The organism is Rhizobium sp. NFR07 (assembly GCF_900111905.1).
Classification (GTDB): Bacteria; Pseudomonadota; Alphaproteobacteria; order Rhizobiales; family Rhizobiaceae; genus Neorhizobium.
Genome location: NZ_FOKM01000009.1, coordinates 1 through 16,474, shown reverse-complemented (window position 1 = coordinate 16,474; position 16,474 = coordinate 1). Strand labels below are relative to the sequence as shown.

Annotated in this window: 19 protein-coding genes; 10 read left to right on the top strand and 9 right to left on the bottom strand. The window is 61.2% G+C overall.

Annotated elements, in window-relative coordinates; translation table 11 throughout:
- Nucleotides 1-32: 32 nt before the first annotated feature.
- Both BM216_RS18950 and lgt read right to left on the bottom strand, forming a co-directional pair.
- Nucleotides 33-1,133: a class I SAM-dependent methyltransferase gene (locus BM216_RS18950; protein ID WP_093000774.1), complete on the bottom strand. Its 1,101-nt coding sequence runs from the start codon at nt 1,131-1,133 to the stop codon at nt 33-35.
- A 15-nt stretch (nt 1,134-1,148) separates the two neighbouring features.
- Nucleotides 1,149-2,000: a prolipoprotein diacylglyceryl transferase gene (lgt, locus tag BM216_RS18945; protein WP_177230837.1), complete on the bottom strand. Its 852-nt coding sequence runs from the start codon at nt 1,998-2,000 to the stop codon at nt 1,149-1,151.
- A 185-nt stretch (nt 2,001-2,185) separates the two neighbouring features.
- Here lgt and BM216_RS18940 point away from each other — a divergent pair, with 185 nt between their 5' ends.
- From BM216_RS18940 to BM216_RS18920, 5 genes are all read left to right on the top strand, one after another.
- A complete protein-coding gene (locus tag BM216_RS18940) occupies nt 2,186-2,446 on the top strand; it encodes an accessory factor UbiK family protein (RefSeq protein ID WP_093000773.1) in 261 nt (86 codons plus the stop codon).
- 451 nt (nt 2,447-2,897) lie between these two features.
- A complete protein-coding gene (locus tag BM216_RS18935; protein WP_093000772.1) occupies nt 2,898-3,398 on the top strand; it encodes a type III secretion system chaperone family protein in 501 nt (166 codons plus the stop codon).
- 2 nt (nt 3,399-3,400) lie between these two features.
- Nucleotides 3,401-4,216, top strand: a complete 816-nt coding sequence (gene proC, locus BM216_RS18930; RefSeq protein ID WP_093000994.1) for a pyrroline-5-carboxylate reductase — start codon at nt 3,401-3,403, stop codon at nt 4,214-4,216.
- Nucleotides 4,217-4,222: 6 nt separating this feature from the next.
- Nucleotides 4,223-4,564 carry a tRNA-binding protein gene (locus BM216_RS18925; RefSeq protein ID WP_093000771.1) on the top strand — a complete coding sequence of 114 codons (342 nt, stop codon included), beginning with the start codon at nt 4,223-4,225 and terminating at the stop codon, nt 4,562-4,564.
- Between the two features lie 224 nt (nt 4,565-4,788).
- On the top strand, nt 4,789-6,333 hold the full coding sequence (locus BM216_RS18920) for a DUF1963 domain-containing protein (protein WP_093000770.1): 1,545 nt from the start codon (nt 4,789-4,791) through the stop codon (nt 6,331-6,333).
- A gap of 114 nt (nt 6,334-6,447) precedes the next feature.
- On the opposite strand, the gene BM216_RS18915 is transcribed toward BM216_RS18920, so the two are convergent.
- The 3 genes from BM216_RS18915 to BM216_RS18905 all read right to left on the bottom strand — a co-directional run bounded on the left by BM216_RS18915 (nt 6,448) and on the right by BM216_RS18905 (nt 8,652).
- The gene (locus BM216_RS18915) at nt 6,448-6,873 is read right to left on the bottom strand and encodes a GFA family protein (protein WP_093000769.1); all 426 of its coding nucleotides are present in this window, start codon (nt 6,871-6,873) and stop codon (nt 6,448-6,450) included.
- 29 nt (nt 6,874-6,902) lie between these two features.
- Nucleotides 6,903-7,565: a DapH/DapD/GlmU-related protein gene (locus tag BM216_RS18910; RefSeq protein WP_093000768.1), complete on the bottom strand. Its 663-nt coding sequence runs from the start codon at nt 7,563-7,565 to the stop codon at nt 6,903-6,905.
- A 106-nt stretch (nt 7,566-7,671) separates the two neighbouring features.
- Entirely contained in the window at nt 7,672-8,652 is a 981-nt protein-coding gene (locus tag BM216_RS18905) for an AraC family transcriptional regulator (RefSeq protein WP_177230836.1), read from the bottom strand.
- 128 nt (nt 8,653-8,780) lie between these two features.
- Between BM216_RS18905 and BM216_RS18900 the strand changes: the two genes are divergently transcribed.
- Nucleotides 8,781-9,842: an SDR family oxidoreductase gene (locus BM216_RS18900; RefSeq protein WP_093000766.1), complete on the top strand. Its 1,062-nt coding sequence runs from the start codon at nt 8,781-8,783 to the stop codon at nt 9,840-9,842.
- A gap of 19 nt (nt 9,843-9,861) precedes the next feature.
- Here the strand turns inward: BM216_RS18900 and BM216_RS18895 are convergent, their stop codons facing one another.
- The 3 genes from BM216_RS18895 to BM216_RS18885 are packed head-to-tail and all read right to left on the bottom strand — an operon-like array spanning nt 9,862 to nt 12,477.
- Nucleotides 9,862-11,241: an ATP-binding protein gene (locus BM216_RS18895; RefSeq protein WP_093000765.1), complete on the bottom strand. Its 1,380-nt coding sequence runs from the start codon at nt 11,239-11,241 to the stop codon at nt 9,862-9,864.
- Nucleotides 11,242-11,268: 27 nt separating this feature from the next.
- Nucleotides 11,269-11,964, bottom strand: coding sequence for a response regulator (locus BM216_RS18890; protein WP_093000764.1), 696 nt, complete (start codon nt 11,962-11,964; stop codon nt 11,269-11,271).
- Between the two features lie 9 nt (nt 11,965-11,973).
- Nucleotides 11,974-12,477: a MarR family winged helix-turn-helix transcriptional regulator gene (locus tag BM216_RS18885; protein ID WP_093000763.1), complete on the bottom strand. Its 504-nt coding sequence runs from the start codon at nt 12,475-12,477 to the stop codon at nt 11,974-11,976.
- 324 nt (nt 12,478-12,801) lie between these two features.
- Here BM216_RS18885 and BM216_RS18880 point away from each other — a divergent pair, with 324 nt between their 5' ends.
- A complete protein-coding gene (locus BM216_RS18880; RefSeq protein ID WP_093000762.1) occupies nt 12,802-12,987 on the top strand; it encodes a hypothetical protein in 186 nt (61 codons plus the stop codon).
- 65 nt (nt 12,988-13,052) lie between these two features.
- The gene (locus tag BM216_RS18875; protein WP_093000761.1) at nt 13,053-13,700 is read left to right on the top strand and encodes an MBL fold metallo-hydrolase; all 648 of its coding nucleotides are present in this window, start codon (nt 13,053-13,055) and stop codon (nt 13,698-13,700) included.
- A 203-nt stretch (nt 13,701-13,903) separates the two neighbouring features.
- Here BM216_RS18875 and BM216_RS18870 read toward each other — a convergent pair whose 3' ends face one another.
- The gene (locus BM216_RS18870; protein WP_046633016.1) at nt 13,904-14,119 is read right to left on the bottom strand and encodes a cold-shock protein; all 216 of its coding nucleotides are present in this window, start codon (nt 14,117-14,119) and stop codon (nt 13,904-13,906) included.
- A 784-nt stretch (nt 14,120-14,903) separates the two neighbouring features.
- Between BM216_RS18870 and BM216_RS18865 the strand changes: the two genes are divergently transcribed.
- Together BM216_RS18865 and BM216_RS18860 are read left to right on the top strand one after the other, a co-directional pair.
- Complete coding sequence (locus tag BM216_RS18865) at nt 14,904-16,106, top strand: pyridoxal phosphate-dependent aminotransferase (RefSeq protein ID WP_093000760.1); 1,203 nt, start codon at nt 14,904-14,906, stop codon at nt 16,104-16,106.
- A gap of 79 nt (nt 16,107-16,185) precedes the next feature.
- A partial coding sequence (locus BM216_RS18860) for a helix-turn-helix domain-containing protein (protein WP_143102797.1) occupies nt 16,186-16,474 on the top strand: 289 nt, incomplete at its 3' end.

The window sequence follows — 16,474 nt, the reverse complement described above, 5'->3', positions numbered from 1 at the left end:
TGGCTCCTGCTGTCAATCCGCCGACGGGCTTCTCACTCCACGGGGCGGAAGGGCATGAGCTTCAGTGCGGGGCTGGAGACGGCGATCACCTTGAACAGTTCGCCCATCTTGCCGGCGCCTTCACCGGCAAGCCGGTCGACGGCTGCAGCAATCAGGCGCTGCTCGGCCGGATCCTTGTCGCGGGCAAGCGCTGCGGCCCGCTCGGCAAGGCCGAGACCGTAGAGGAATTCGCCCTGGCGCAATCCGCCGTTCAGGTGGACGCCGATGCTGACCGCGACCTTCGCCAGATCCTCGAAATCCACATGGCTTGTCAGGTCCGCCTCGCCCGGATGGGCAAGCGGCGGGTCGAAGTCGTGGTTCATGATGGCCTGCAGCGTATCGCCGAAGCCGGTGACCATGTGACCATAGTCGATGATGACGGCGGTGCCGCCCTGCTGCTGCAGACGTTCGCAGAGCGTCTGCATAACCGCCTGCCGGGCAGGGGCATGTTCGAAGATCGTGCCGTCGGGAATGCCGGCCGCGGGGGCAGGCAGCATCGTCGGATCGACCGTTGCGACGCCGGCGATGAAGGTCAGCTCGTCATCGGCGCCAAGTGCTACGAGGCGCTCGCGAAAACCGGTCGGCGTCTTGACGAACTGGCGGATCGGAATGGCGTCGAACAGCTCGTTGGCGGCGATCAGGCAGAAACCTGCCGGTATCTCCTCGAAACTGTCGTGCCAGCTGACCTTGGTCGAATAGGCTTCGAGCGTGATGCGCTGGACGCCGCGCAGGCGCTCGCTGGTTTCCACCAGATGCACGTCGAGGTCTTCGAACAGGGCAGGCGCGATGCGTTTGATGACGCGCAGCATGTCGGCCATCATCGTGCCTCGGCCGGGGCCGACTTCCACGAGGCGCACGCCGGTCGGCTTGCCGTGCTGCTGCCAGGCATGGACCATGAAGATGCCGAGCATCTCGCCGAACAACTGGCTGATCTCCGGCGCCGTGATGAAGTCGCCGGCCTGGCCGAAGGGCTCGCGGGTGCGATAATAGCCGTATTCCGGATCGGCGAGGCACAGCGCGAAATAGTCGGTGACGCTGATCGGTCCGTTGGCGCGGATCAGGGTCTTGATCTTATCTGCAAGGGGCGTTGTCATCACTCCTGGCGATCCTCAGTGGCGGGCCTTGCGTGCGGCGACGATTGCGCGCGCCGCTGCCCACAGGCCAAGGGCAACCATGGGCACGGACAGCGTCATGCCGCGCGTGATCCAGTCGGTGCCGAACTGATAGCCGACCTGCCTGTCGGGTTCGCGGACGAACTCGACGATGATGCGCGACACGGCGTAACCTGCAACGAAGACGCCCGTTACGAGGCCGGGCTTGCGCAGGGCCTTAAACCCGAAGATCAGGATCGCGATCACGGCAGCGAGTAGGACACCTTCCAGTGCCGCTTCGTAGAGCTGGCTCGGGTGGCGCGCGCCGAGCCCGCCTGTCGGGAAGACGACAGCCCACGGAACATCGCTCAGCCGGCCCCATAGTTCGCCATTGATGAAATTGGCGATGCGGCCGAAGAATATCCCGATAGGCGCCACTGCCGCGATGGTGTCGAACATGGACCAGACCGGAATGCCGTTCCTGCGGGCGAAGACGAACATCGCGATCGTGGAGCCGATAAGGCCGCCATGGAAGGCCATGCCGCCATCCCAGATCTGGAAGACGCTGATCGGGTCCTGCTGGTATTTGGGGAAGTCATAGAACAGGACGTAGCCGATACGCCCGCCGAGCACGATGCCGGCCGTGATCCAGATGAGAAAGTCATCCAGATGGACGCGGGTGAGCGGCGCCTTGTCATTCGGCCAGAGGCGATCGTTGTCGACCAGCTTGCAGGCATAGAACCAGCCGAGCAGTATTCCTGCAACATAGGCAAGACCATACCAATGGATCTTCAAAGGTCCGATGGAAAATGCCACCGGATCGATGTTCGGAAACGGCAGAATGGCGAGAAGATGGATTGCTTCGTACAAATGTAATTTCCAGGCGAGACCGTCGTGGCGGGAACATGGCCTCGGCAATTGTGGCGGTCAAGCTGGAATCGGCGGATCACCCGCCGTGGCAGTGGATGGCGCTTGCAACCGAGCGTTTCTAGCCCTACTTCCCTTGCCATGGATATTTTGCCGGACGCTAGACGACCGGCTGCAAGGAGATGACAATGTCGACCGGAACCAACCGCATTTTCGACGATTTCGCCCGATTGATGACGGATGCCGCCGGTGCGGCGCAGGGCGTGCGCAAGGAAGTCGAGACGGCATTCCACGCCCAGGCCGAGCGCTTCCTCAACAATATGGATATCGTCAAGCGCGAGGAGTTCGAGGCAGTCCGCGAAATGGCCGCCCGTGCCCGCGACGAGAACGAAGCCCTGAAGGCCCGCATCGAGGCACTGGAAGCCAAGCTTTCCGCCCAGCAGGGCTGACCGGCGACCAAAGCCGGATTGGGAATCGATATGCGACCTTCCGCGGCGACGCGGGAGGTCGTTTTGTTTTGCGCGGCAGAATTGTCGCGTTTCCGCACACCTTCTTTGGTCCTTATCCAAAGAAAAGGATCAGTCTTCAGGTGAAAAATACAGCCTGTGGACATAGCCGAAAAAGCAAGTCGGCAGAGTCAGTTAAGACTCTCTTCTGATCCCCGATACGAACCCGCCAAGTGATTCCCCCACGGAAATAATGGGGTGAGGGGGTAGCGACCGGAACCTGTCTAGCTACACTGATTTTAAATGATGATTCGAAACGAACTGGTAAGCTCCAGACAGGGTGAGAGCGTTAATCTGGCGGCGTCGTAAGATCATCGGGAGTGTCGTTCCGGTTAAGTGTTCGCGTGTTGGCGTATCCGCAAATCCGCATTCATTCCGGTCAAGAAGGTGCCGCATGAGCCTCATGGAATTGGAAATTGAACGTCAGTCGAATCCGGTCGACATGATCGAATTCGTCGCTGCCTCCAACGATTGGACGTTCGAGCGATCCGGCGAGGACGAGATCGCGATGACCGTCGAGGGTCGCTGGGCCGATTATCACGTGTCGTTTTCCTGGATGGAAGATTTTGAGGCGCTGCATCTTGCCTGCGCCTTCGACCTCAAGATCCCCGAGACCCGCGTCAACGAGATCATCCGGCTTCTGTCGCATGTGAACGGCCAGACGCTGATGGGCCATTTCGACCTGTGGCGCCAGGAAGACGTCATCATCTTCCGTCAGTCGCTGCTGCTTGCCGGCGGCGCCGAGCCGACCAACCAGCAGGTGGAAGTGCTGCTTTCGAGCGCGCTCGAAGCCTGCGAGAGCTACTTCCAGGCATTCCAGTTCGTCGTCTGGTCCGGCATGGAAGCCAAGGCGGCGCTCGATGCCGTGCTGTTCGAAACCGTCGGTGAATGCTGATCATGGCCGGCGGCAGCGGAACGATCGTTCTCGTCGGCGCCGGCAATATGGGCGGCGCCATGCTGTCCGGCTGGCTCGATAATGGTGTTTCGGGTGACCGGATCACGGTCATTGATCCGTCGCCGTCGGATGCCATGCAGGCAAAGATTGCCGCAGCCGGTGCGAAACATGTGACGACTGCGCCTGCGGGACTCAGTGTCGATATCCTGTTTCTGGCGGTGAAGCCGCAGATGATGGATACGGTGCTTCCGCCGCTGAAGGCGATCGTCGGCGACAATACCGTCGTCGTCTCCGTCGCGGCCGGCAAGACACTGTCTTACATGAAGAGCCATCTCGGCGATGCGGTCATGGTTCGTGCCATGCCGAACACGCCGGCGATGGTCGGCCGCGGTGTCACCGGCGCCTTCGCCAATGAAAAGGTGACGGACGCGCAGCGCGAGGCCGTCGATGGGCTTCTCAAGGTAAGCGGCCCGGTCGAATGGGTTGCGACCGAAGCCGATATCGATTCCGTCACGGCCGTGTCGGGCAGCGGTCCGGCCTATGTCTTCTATCTCGTCGAGTGCATGGCCGAGGCTGGCCGCAAGCTCGGCCTGCCGGCGGATATCGCCATGCGACTTGCCCGCGAGACCGTTGCCGGTGCCGGTGAACTTCTCCATCAATCCTCCGACGAGGCGGCGCAGCTGCGCAAGAACGTGACTTCGCCGGGCGGCACGACGGCTGCGGCACTTTCCGTGCTGATGGCCGATGACGGTATGCAGCCGCTGTTCGACAAGGCGGTCGCTGCGGCACGCAAGCGGGCAGAAGAACTGGGAAGCTGATAAATCATGGCAGACGAGATTACGTTCGGCGACTTCGAGAAGGTCGATATCCGCGTCGGGACGATCATCGAAGCCGAACCCTTTCCGGAAGCGCGCAAGCCCGCCTTCAAGCTGAAGATCGATTTCGGCCCGGAAATCGGCGTGAAGAAATCGTCTGCCCAGATCACCGTCCATTATACGCTGGAATCGCTTGTCGGCCGCCAGGTCCTTGGCGTCGTCAATTTCCCGCCGCGCCAAATCGGACCGGTACGCTCGGAAGTTCTTACTCTCGGCTTCGAGGATGAGAACGGCGCCATCGTTCTCGCCGCCGTCGAGCAGGGCGTGCCGAACGGCCGCAGGATGATGTGAGCGGCTGAGGCCGCGCCTTTCCCAGCACATTGAAAGCCGTCACGGGCAGCCAGACACCGCGTTCCGGATGGCTTCGTGCCGGCTTCAAGCTCGGGCAGATTGCCGCACATCGTTCGATATTCTCGCCGTAGCCCTGTCGTTTGCGTACCCTATATCGCCATTTGTCCATGGGCGCGGCCGCTCCGCGTCGAATTTTATGACCTTTTGCATATAAGGGAATTTCCATGGCCCATCGCTCGATCCGCTGGATGACACGCGACTTCGTCTTCACCGCGCCTCCCGGATTTCCTGATGTCGTGGCAAGCGATCTCCAGCGGTTCGAACTCTTCGCCTATCCCGGCGGGTCGGATGTCCCCTCGCTCCTCGTGGCGGTCATCGAGAAAGGCGAGGACTTCGACCTCGATGACGGATTCTCGGAGGTCGCCGCCGAGCTTTTCGGAGCTGCCGGCAAGGCCCCATGGTCGCCTTCCCCGAGGCAGGTTTTCGGACGAGAGGCGCGCCATGGCACGACGGGGGACGATCTCGGCCTGACACTCGTGCGTGGCCGGCAGGGGCGCATATGGGCCTTCGGCTGGCGTTCGGGCACGGATGGCCGGCAGGTGGTCGAAAGCAATTACGACCTGATGATGCAAGGCCTCCAGTTCCGCAGCGATGAAACCAGCGACACGATCCTGAAGTCGCAGTTCCATCGGCAGCAGAAGACCCGTGAGATGATGGTTGCGGCGCTTGAAGCCGCGGGGCAGGGCGGGGCCATCGATCCCGATGCTGCCGACGCTGCATGGGACCGGCGATTTGCCGAGGCGCTCGGCGAGACGGATCCTGCCGCCGTTGCAGCACTCTTTTCCGCCTCGGTCTCGCTGGTGGAAGAGCCGTTCGGGGAGGAGGCGCCACTCGGCGCAAGCCGTATCGGTGGCGGACCGGATCTGCCGCCCGGGACATGGCCGGGCAATGAGCGCGGCATGCACCATCCGTTCCTGATGCAGATCGACCTTGCGGAAATCGCCTCTGAGGGCGGATCGAGCGGGCCATTGCCAGCGGATGGTCTGCTTTCCTTCTTCGTGCATGGCGATGCATTGGATGTTGATGTCGTCTACACGCCGGCCGGCGTGCCGCTCACGCGCCATCCCATGTCGGACGCGATCATCGAGGCTTCGGAAGCGGCCATATATCTGCTGCAGGACATTGACGACGACACCCCGCCCGGTCGCTTGCCGCATGAGGAAGGCGATCTGGTGATGGCGGAGTTGACGCCCGAAGGCGCTCTGAAATTTGCCCATACGACCGATCCGGCCTGGGCCAAAGGCGAGCCGGATGAGGCTTTCGAGGCGTTGTCCGATCATCGCTGGGCGAGTGCGGTCTCCGTGCGTCTGCGGCCTCAGCCCAGCCGCTCCTTCGACAACGCCGCTGCCGAGGCGCATATCGGGGAGACGGGGAAGGGGTCGGAGGACGATCTGGTCGAGGTCTACGAGGCTTTTGACGGCGCCGTTGCCGGACCGACTGCCGGCGCCGGAACGCCGCAGGTTCATCAGATGCTCGGGTTCGCGACCATCAGAGGCGGGCACGATTGCCGTTCTGAAGCCGCGCGCTTTGCCGAGAGGGAAGGCGCAGAGGGGCTGGACGATCACAAGGCATGGATAGTGCTTGTCCGCCTTCGCGCCGGCTCGGCCACGGGCATGGTGTTCTGGGATGCCGACGATCTCATCATCATGGCGCCTGCCGCTGATGTGGCGGCCGGACGTTTCGACCGCTGCATGATGTTGTCGGGCTGAGTGCTCACGCGGATATTGCATATCGATGACGGACAGAAACGAACAGATCGCGCTTAATTCCGAAAGTCCGTCGGGCAGCCAAATCCGAAGCAGGACGTGGCGCTACGGATCACTTTACGTCGTCGGTTCGAACCGCAGGATGCCGGCGATCCTCGAAACGGAACCGGTGTCGGACGGGTGGGAGACGCCATCCATGACCCGCACTTCGGGAAAGTCGAAGGGGCTCACGCCTTCGATGCAGGCGACGTTGATGCCGAACTGGGTCGGGTTCGAGCGACGCTGGTGATGGGTATAGATGCCGCAGGTCTTGCAGAAGTAGTGTTTCGCCGTGCCGGTGTTGAACTGGTAGAGGGTGAGGTTGTCCTCGCCCTGGACGAATTCGATATCGGCGAGCTGTGCCGACGCGGCAATCGCACCGCGCATGCGGCAATAGGAGCAGGTGCAGCGGCGGATCGTGTTGAACTCGTCTGCAAGTCTGACGCGAAACCTGACCGAGCCGCAGTGGCAGCCCGCATCGTGCTGTTGTCTATCGTCGCTCATGACCGGCTTTCTCCGTCTTTCCGCATGGATCAAGCTTCGACCTTAGGACTGGCCGTCGCCGGGGACCAGCGTTCACAGAAGGCCACGATGTCATCCGACTGGAAATCGGCGAGCCGTTCCATGATCGTTTCGAAGGGCCAGTTCCACCATGCGATGGACGCAAGCTTCTCCGCTGCCTCGCGTGTGAAGCGCTCGCGGATGAATTTTGCCGGCACGCCACCGACGATCGTGTAGGGAGCAACGTCCCTGGTGACGACCGCGCCGGCCGCAAGCACGGCGCCATCCCCGACGGTCACGCCGGGCAGCACGATCACGCCGTGACCGATCCAGACATCGTTGCCGATGATGGCGCGGTCATTCTTTCGCTGGTCGAAGAAGGTTTGGTCGCGCACGGCATCCGCCGAATAATATTCCGGACAATAGGTGAAGCGGTGCATGGACGGCCGGTCCATCGGGTGATTGGGAGCGCCGATCCTAACCTCCGCCGCGATGGCGCAGAATTTCCCGATACTCGCATCGCCGACCATGCAGCGCTGGCCGAGATAGGAATAGTCCCCGAGCTCGACATTGTGCAGCGACGTATCGTCGAGGATCTCGCAGCATTTTCCGACGGTCGACTCGCGTAAGCTCGCCGTCTGGTGGATTACGGTTTCGGCGATCTTGGGGCGAATGGATTGCGGGGCAGGCTGCATTGACGGTCTCCGATTCCGGCCTGCCTATCCGGCGTGAGTGAAGGATATGTGACGGCGAGTTGGTTCAAAGCTGCCAGTTAGGTGGATTGGCAGAGACGGGCCGCGATCAGTTCGCCGGCACGGCATCATCAATCTCATCCGGGATCGTTTCGATTGCCGCATTCTTGTCCAAGGCTCTCAAAGATGCCCGATAGGCGGTCGGGGAATTGCTGCTGAAGCGTTTGAACGCGTTGCTGAACGCGCTCTCCGACGTGTAGCCGAGCGATCGGGCGACGACCGCGACGGGCGTGCGCTCCTCGCGCAATGCACGTTCGGCAAGGCGCATGCGCCACTCGGTGAGATAGGTCAGCGGCGCGATCCCGGCGACCGTCCTGAAGTGGACGGCGAAGGAGGTTCGCGACATGGCGCATGCCCTTGCCAGTTCTTCCAGATGCCATGCGCGGGCCGGATCGCCGTGCATGAGCCTGAGTGCCGGGGCAATCCGCGGGTCGCCCAGCGCTCGCAGCCATCCGGCAGGCATCTGCGCGGAGGTGTCGAGATGCGCGCGCAGGATCTGGATGAAAAGCAGTTGCGTCAGCTGCGCCGAAGCAAGATGTGCGCCCGGCTGCCCGGTTTCCCGTTCTTCTATGAGGCGGTCGAGAAGCCACCGGAAGACCGTGGCCTGTGGCGATGCTGCCCGCGTGTGGATCCATGTCGGCAATATATCCGCCAATAGTCCGCCGCGGACCGGATCGAGCATGACATGACCGCCGATATGGGCGAAGTCGCGGCCGTCACCCAGCGTCGCCAGCGTTCTGCCTGCACCGGCGAACAGCTCCATGGCATCGACGGCGGGTATCTCGGGCGCACTGCCAAGAACGAAGCTTCGCCGTTTCGCCAGAAGCCCGACGTCGCCGGTTTCGAAAAGTATGGGCTCGGGCTCGCCTTCGAGCGTGACCCAGCAACTGCCTTTCACCACTGCGAAGAACTTGATCTTGTCGCGCCCCGGAAAACGGATGGCCCAGGGGCCGCCGGCGCAGAAACCGCCGGTGACAACGGCTTCGGCATCGGTGAGCCTGAGGACGTCCGAGAAGGGGTCGACGATCATGTTCGTACTCTCGCGCAAGTAACGCGCATTTTCAAGTATTCACAGTACGGGTGGCGCGCCATAGCTTTCGCCTCGTCAAGCGCCTGCAACCGCATGCGGCGCGGACTTCCCTATGTTTGAGGCGTGACATGACCGATAATCTTGTACTCGTGACCGGTGGCACCGGCTTTATTGCGCAATACTGCATGATGGCACTGCTGAACGAAGGCTATCGCGTGCGCACGACAATCCGTTCTCTCGGGCGGCAGACGGAGGTGCGCGAGCATCTGAGCGTCGGCGGGGTGGAGGCCGGCGATCGCCTGTCGTTCGTTGTCGCTGACCTTGGCGATGACGCCGGATGGGCGGAGGCAGCGGCCGGTTGCACCTATGTGATGCATGGCGCTTCGCCCACGCCTTCCGGCAGCCAGACCCGCGAGGAAGACTGGATCGAGCCGGCCGTCAACGGAAACCTTAGGGTGCTGCGGGCAGCGCGCGACGCCGGCGTCAAGCGGGTCGTGCTGACCTCGGCCTTCGGCGCCATCGGTGTGGGCCATGGAGCGGACTATCGCAGGCCATTCGACGAAACAGACTGGAGCGATCTCAACAGCAACGTCGCTCCCTACCAGAAGTCGAAGACGCTCGCGGAGCGGGCGGCCTGGGATTTCATCGCGCGGGAAGGCAATGGGCTGGAACTTGCGGCAATCAATCCCGTGGCGGTTTATGGACCGGCTCTAGGGGCCGATTATTCCCATTCCATCCGGCTGATCGTCAATATGCTCGAAGGCCAGCCGGGATGCGTGAACGTCAATTCCTGCTGCGTCGATGTCCGCGACGTTGCGGACCTGCATCTGCTCGCCATGATCGATCCCGCCGCAAAGGGAGAGCGCTTTCTCGCAACGGCGGGTAGGGCCATGTGGATGATCGAGGTCGCGGACGTGCTGCGGCAACATCTCGGAGAAGCCGCCAAAAACGTGCCGACACAGGTCTGGCCGGACGAGCAGGTTCGCATTGCGGCAGAGACGAATGCGCAGCTCAAAGGGGTCGTGCCACTGCTCGGCTATGACATGAACGCAACGGGCAGGAAGGCCGAACGCCTGCTGGGCTGGGCTCCCCGATCAAGGGAGGAAGCCATCGTCAGCTGTGCGGAAAGCCTCATCAGGCTTGATCTCCTGCGCAATCGCGCCGAGAGCGGAACGGAGGACCAGGCCTGATTCCTCCCGCGGGCTGGGACTATGCCGGGATGCGGACGACGGCCCGCAGACCACCGCTCGGGCTTTCTCCAAGGGTGACATTGCCGCCATGGGCGCGGGCGATGTCGCGGGCGATCGCTAGGCCGAGGCCGGTGCCGGAGGAATCGAGGTTGCGCGCCTCATCGAGCCGATAGAACGGCTTGAACACTTCCTCGCGGGATTCTGCCGGGATGCCAGGGCCGTCGTCGTCCAGCGTCAGTGTCAGCCATTTGGCGCTGTGACGGGCATTGATGTGAAGCGTCTTGGCATAACGCTCGCTGTTGGACACGAGATTGCCGACGAGCCGGGTGAAGGCATTCGGCCTGACGGCGATCTCGTCCTCACCCTCTATCTCGAAGGTGAGCGGCCGGCCGCGCAATTCGAAATCGATGCGGAAACGCTCCAGCAACTCGCGCAGATGCAGCGTGCCGAAATCCTCCTCGGCCTCGCCCTTGGCAAAGGCGAGATAGCCTTCGAGCATGGACTGCATGTCATTCACATCCTCCGTCATGCCGCTGAGTTCCGGCTTTTCGCCGGCCAGCGCCAGCTGCAGCTTGAAGCGGGTGAGGATGGTGCGAAGGTCGTGGCTGATGCCGGCCAGCATGGCGGTGCGCTGTTCCAGCTGCCGCTCGATGCGCTCGCGCATCAGGATGAAGGCGAGACCCGCGCGACGGATCTCGTCGGCCCCCTTGGGGGAAAAGCTCTCGTTCTTCTGTCCCTTGCCGAAACTCTCGGCGGCGTTGGCGAGCGACAGGATCGGACGGATCTGCCCGCGCAGGAAAAGGATCGAGATAAGCACGAGCACGAAAGCGGTGCCGACCATCCACACCAGGAATATGTGGGTGTTGGAGGCGTAGGTCGAACCTCTTCGGACGAAGACGCGCAGGACCCGCTCGTCCAGCTTTATGCGGATTTCCACGAGCCGGCTGTCGCCCACCGTGTCGAGCCAGAAAGGCATGCGGATCTGCTGGGTGATCTGGTCGGACAGGATATCGTCGAGAATGGAGAAGAAGGGCCGTGGCCGCGGCGGCGGCAACTGGCCGTGTTCCTCGACCGCGATCGTCAGGCTCAGCGCCTGGTCGGCGATCCGGGTGATATTCTCGTAATTGGCATCCTGCGGGTAGGCGCGGATGACCTCTATGATGCCGGCAATGTCGCGGACGGTGCCTTCCGACAGGCGCTCGGTGACGATGCGCCAGTGGCGCTCCATGAAGACCGCCGCGACGACGGTCTGGAGCAGCAGCATGGGAAGAATGACGATAAGCAGTGAGCGGGTATAAAGGCCCGTCGGCAGGCGGCGGCGCAGCCAGCGCGTCAACGGGCGCCAGCCCGGAAGGGTGACGGCGGCCACGTTCTGTCTCAGCGTTTCGAAAAGGGCCATTGGCGCTTCCTCTGCCGCTCCACCTTTTTAATCGATGCTCAGGCGATAGCCGATGCCGCGGACCGTTTGAAGATAGACCGGGTTTGCCGGATCCTCCTCGATCTTGCGGCGCAGGCGGTTGATCTGCACGTCGATCGTCCGCTCGCCGACATCGGAATCGTCGCCAATCAGTTCATGGCGCGGGATCGTGTCGCCGGCGCGTGTCGCGAACAATAGCATGATTTCCTGCTCGCGATCGGTGAGGCGAATGGTTTCGGCCGCGCGGCGCAGTTCCTTGCGGGAGATCGAGAAGGTGAACGGCCCGAAGATGACCTGTTCGATCTTCGGCGTGTCGGACGCGCTGCGGCGCAGGATGTTGTTGATGCGCAGGACGAGTTCGCGCGGATCGAAGGGTTTTGCCAGATAATCGTCGGCACCCGCTTCCAGTCCCTCGATGCGGGCGTTTGCCTCGACGCGGGCCGTCAGCAGGATGACGGGGATCGTCTTTTTCTCGTAGAGCGACTTCGTCAGCGACAGGCCGGATTCGCCCGGCATCATGACGTCGAGAATGATCAGGTCGAAATACAGGCCCTCGAGCTTGCGCCGTGCCTCGGCGGCATCGGCGGCGATCGTCACGCGAAATCCCTGTTCCGTCAGATAACGGTTCAGCAGGTCGCGGATGCGCTTGTCGTCATCCACGATCAGAAGGTGAGGGGCGTCGTCGGATGGTGGCGTCTTCGTCATTGCGGCATCCTATTCCACGTCGTCATGAACGGGCGGCAGGCTTTCGTCGCGGCCGCGCATCTGCTTCAGGAACTGTTTCACGGCCTCACGGGCTTCCGGTTTCAGGCCTTCCATCGCATGGGCGATGCGCAGCGATTGCGGCTCAGATAGGGCAAGCGAGAGCTCGCGGCCAGCAAGCGTGGGATAAAGGCGCCGCTCGCGCCGGTCCTTGGCGCCCGCCATCTGGCGAATATAGCCTGCCTCGATCAGGTGCTTCAGCACGCGTGAGAGGCTCTGCTTCGTGATCTGCAGGATATCGAGGAGGTCGCTCACCATCAGCCCGGGCTGGCGGCTGACGAAATATACCACGCGGTGGTGTGCCCGGCCCATGCCTATCCCGGCAAGGATGGCGTCGGGGTCGGAGATGAAGTCACGATAGGCGAAGAAGAACAACTCGATCGTCTCGAAGTCTATCCGGCTCTCATCGACCGCCGGCATGGGAGGCTGGGCTTTCCTGACGGGCTTGGCCGCCATTGCTCGAGACACGTACGAATCCTTTCTGCAGGCCAGACGTCAGGGCAGGGTTTCACCGCCACCGATTGTAATCCTTCGGTCTCGATAAAGCGCGATCGGCTTGAACAATCAACAGAATTTGTTCGCAAACCGGCAACGAAACGTGATCGGTCGGCAATCTTCTCGTGCACGCGCGACATTCGGCGAAATGACATGAGCCGAGGCCCGCGATCAGAGTATTCGGCTTCTCAAGCAAGTTCCAATATAGCTTCATGCCGATCGAGGACGGGAACTTACCGGCGGAAAACTCATTATTACCGCCAGACAGATCGGAGAGCACCCGCCATGACTGAGACCTATTCTTCCATCCCGCCGATTACGATCGAAGAAGCCAAGCCGCATCCACTGCGTGCCGTCTTCGTTACCGTCCTGACCCTGAAGCTTGCGGTCTGCGCATTTCTGATCGCCACGGCTTCGCTTGCCCCGCCGGTTGCCGCCGATGCCCGCTACATGGCCGTCGCCGCCGAATAGTTTAGGGCTGCATTCTTTCCCATCAGGCGCTATATCCCGCGAAACACGCGCGAAAGTCGGAGGCCATGGGAAAACTTCAAGCCGGGATCATACCCGTCACGCCCTTCCAGCAGAATTGCACCATCCTTTTTGATGACGAGACCCGCGAAGGCGTGGTGATTGATCCGGGTGGCGACGTGCCGGTGATCGAGGCGACCATCCGCGAGAACAACCTGTTGATCAAGGAAATCTGGATCACCCATGGTCATATCGACCATGCCGGCGGCGCTTCCCAGCTTCGCGACGCCCTGGATGTCCGGGTCATCGGACCGCATGAAGCAGACCTGCCGCTTCTGGAAAATCTCGAAATGCAGGCCCGGTCCTTCGGTGTTGCCATGGAGGCGCACAATCTCGTGCCCGATCGCTGGCTTGCCGACGGTGACACGGTGTCCTTCGGCGACCATGTCTTCGAAGTCTACCATTGCCCGGGCCACGCGCCCGGCCACGTCATCTTCTACAATCCGTTGCAGAAATTCGCCCATCTCGGCGACGTGCTGTTCAACGGGTCAATCGGGCGCACCGATCTGCCCGGCGGCGATCATGCGACCCTGCTGGCATCGATCCGCGACAAGGTTCTGCCGCTCGGAGACGAGGTCGGCTTTCTCTGCGGCCACGGCCCCGGCAGCCGGATCGGCGACGAGCGCAGGGGCAATCCCTATCTTCAAGGGCTCTAGAGCAATTCCAGCAAAAGCGGAAACCGGTTTTGCATGCGGAATGGCGTAGAAACAGATAGATGGAGCAGTTTCGCGTTTCGAAGAAAGGCGAAAATGCTCTAGCATTTCCTGCCCGTAACGGGACAATACAGGCATTAAGAACCGTGCAGGCATAAAAAAACCCGGCAAATCTGCCGGGCTTCAACTTGGGTCAAGCCAGAGGCTTAGCCAGAAATCTGCAGGTTAACGGCCTTGGGGCCCTTACCGCGGCGATCCGGCTCCGTGTCGAAGCTCACCTTCTGGTTTTCCGACAGACCGGACAAGCCCGATGCCTGTACGGCGGAGATGTGGACGAAGATATCGGCGCCACCATTATCTGGCTTAATGAAGCCGAAGCCCTTGTCAGTATTGAAAAATTTTACAGTGCCAGTTTCGGCCATGCAGCAGGTCCTTTTCTCTCTGTCCGTGTTCAGCGGCGGACAGCACAACATAGTATTGCCCCGAAGGGCGGCGGCAGGCAGTTTTAAGAAAGGGTCCCTGTGTTACCGCGGTGAATAAAGGAATGTTTCAAAACGTTGCCCCAGTTCCCCGCCCGAAGTTTTGGCGCCTTCGGATCGCATTTTTATAGGTCTTCCCATGCTCGTAAATTGCCCGAACGTGGGCAGATTGCTGTGTTTATCGAAAATTGGCAAGAAAAAGTTTTGCGAAGGTGCGCCGATGGGTTGAAAAATCGAATCGGGTGAAGGCGTTGAAACGCAAGACGTTTCGCCCGTACGCCAATGGCGCGGCCACAGTATATCGACAACCATCATTGATTGTATTGCGGAATGTGCCGTTCCGAGACACCAAAGTTACAGTTGTGTCATATTGGATTGGCGTTCGACGATGCGCTCCGACGGCAACTTAGACGACTGTAGCCCAGGCGGCTTAGGGTAAAGCGCGTATGCTGTCGCGTTGCTCTCTCGCTCTTCTCTTTGTACTTGGCGGTCCACCATCACGGTAATCTTCGCACGGCGTCAATTCTTTGTTCACGATGGCGGGACCGGGCAGGCAAAAGCGTGCAAATGTAATCAAAATCGCCAGCCATCCGCCATGCGATCACCCAATTTGATGGAAACTATTCAAGCTTTCCGCTTGAAACGGTGGGCGTCATTCGACATACAGCTTGTTCGGCGGATGCGCCCGTGCGTCCGCACCGATCAACAGCCTCCAGGACCGATAGATATGGCCTTTCTTGCCGATGCCCTTTCCCGTGTGAAGCCATCCGCCACCATCGCAGTCTCGCAGAAAGCGCGAGATCTCAAAGCGAAGGGCAGGGATGTGATCGGCCTCGGCGCCGGCGAGCCGGATTTCGACACCCCGGACAACGTCAAGCAGGCCGCCATCGACGCCATCAATCGCGGCGAGACGAAGTACACGCCGGTTTCCGGTATTCCGGAACTGCGCAAGGCGATTGCGGAAAAGTTCAAGCGCGAGAACGGCCTCGACTACAAGCCGGAGCAGACGATCGTCGGTACCGGCGGCAAGCAGATTCTTTTCAATGCCTTCATGGCAACTCTTAATGCAGGTGATGAAGTCATCATCCCGGCTCCTTACTGGGTTTCCTACCCGGAAATGGTGGCACTGTGCGGCGGCACGCCGGTTCCGGTCGTCACCAAGCAGGAAAACAATTTCAAGCTGACGGCTGCCGAACTGGAAGCAGCCATCACGCCGAAGGCCAAGTGGTTCCTGTTCAACTCGCCGTCCAACCCGACGGGTGCCGCCTACAGCGCCGATGAGCTCAAGGCCCTTACCGACGTTCTGCTCAAGCATCCGCATGTCTGGATCCTGACCGACGACATGTACGAGCACCTGACCTTCGGCGACTTCAAGTTCGCCACTCCAGTCGAGGTCGAGCCGAAGCTCTACGACCGCACACTGACGATGAACGGCGTTTCCAAGGCCTATGCGATGACCGGCTGGCGTATCGGTTATGCCGCAGGCCCGATCGAGCTGATCAAGGCTATGGACATGATCCAGGGCCAGCAGACCTCGGGCGCGTCGTCGATTGCCCAGTGGGCCGCCGTCGAAGCGCTGAACGGCCCGCAGGATTTCGTCACCAAGAACAAGGCGATCTTTGAAGGCCGCCGCGATCTGGTCGTCTCGATGCTCAACCAGGCGACCGGCCTCGTGTGCCCGAAGCCGGAAGGCGCCTTCTACGTCTACCCGTCCTGCGCCGGTCTCATCGGCAAGACCACGCCGACGGGCAAAGTCATCGAGACGGACGAGGATTTCGTCTCCGAGCTTCTGGAAGCAGAAGGCGTTGCCGTCGTGCACGGTTCCGCCTTCGGTCTCGGCCCGAACTTCCGCATCTCCTATGCGACTTCCGAGGAACTGCTCGAGGAAGCCTGCAAGCGCATCCAGCGCTTCTGCGCATCCTGCAAGTAAGCAGCGCGAACCAGACAAAAAAAGCCCGCCGGAAATGAACTGACCCCGGAAAGTTGGACCCAACTTTTCGGGGTTTTGCATGTCTAGATACAGCATATCGTTCAAGCAGTCGGTGGTGTCTGCCTATGCGGGTGGTACGGATGGTTTCCGTGCGATCGGCACTCGGTTCGGGATTGATCATTCGACGGTTCGCAAGTGGGTGGCAATCCATGCGGCTCACGGTCTTTCGGGGCTGGAGAAGAAGTTCAGCCGCTACGATGCCGAGTTCAAGCTATCGGTACTTCATCGGATATGGGAAGATGGGCTTTCCCATCGTCAGGCTGCGGCGGTTTTCAACATCCGCAACAAGAGCAGTATTGCCGATTGGG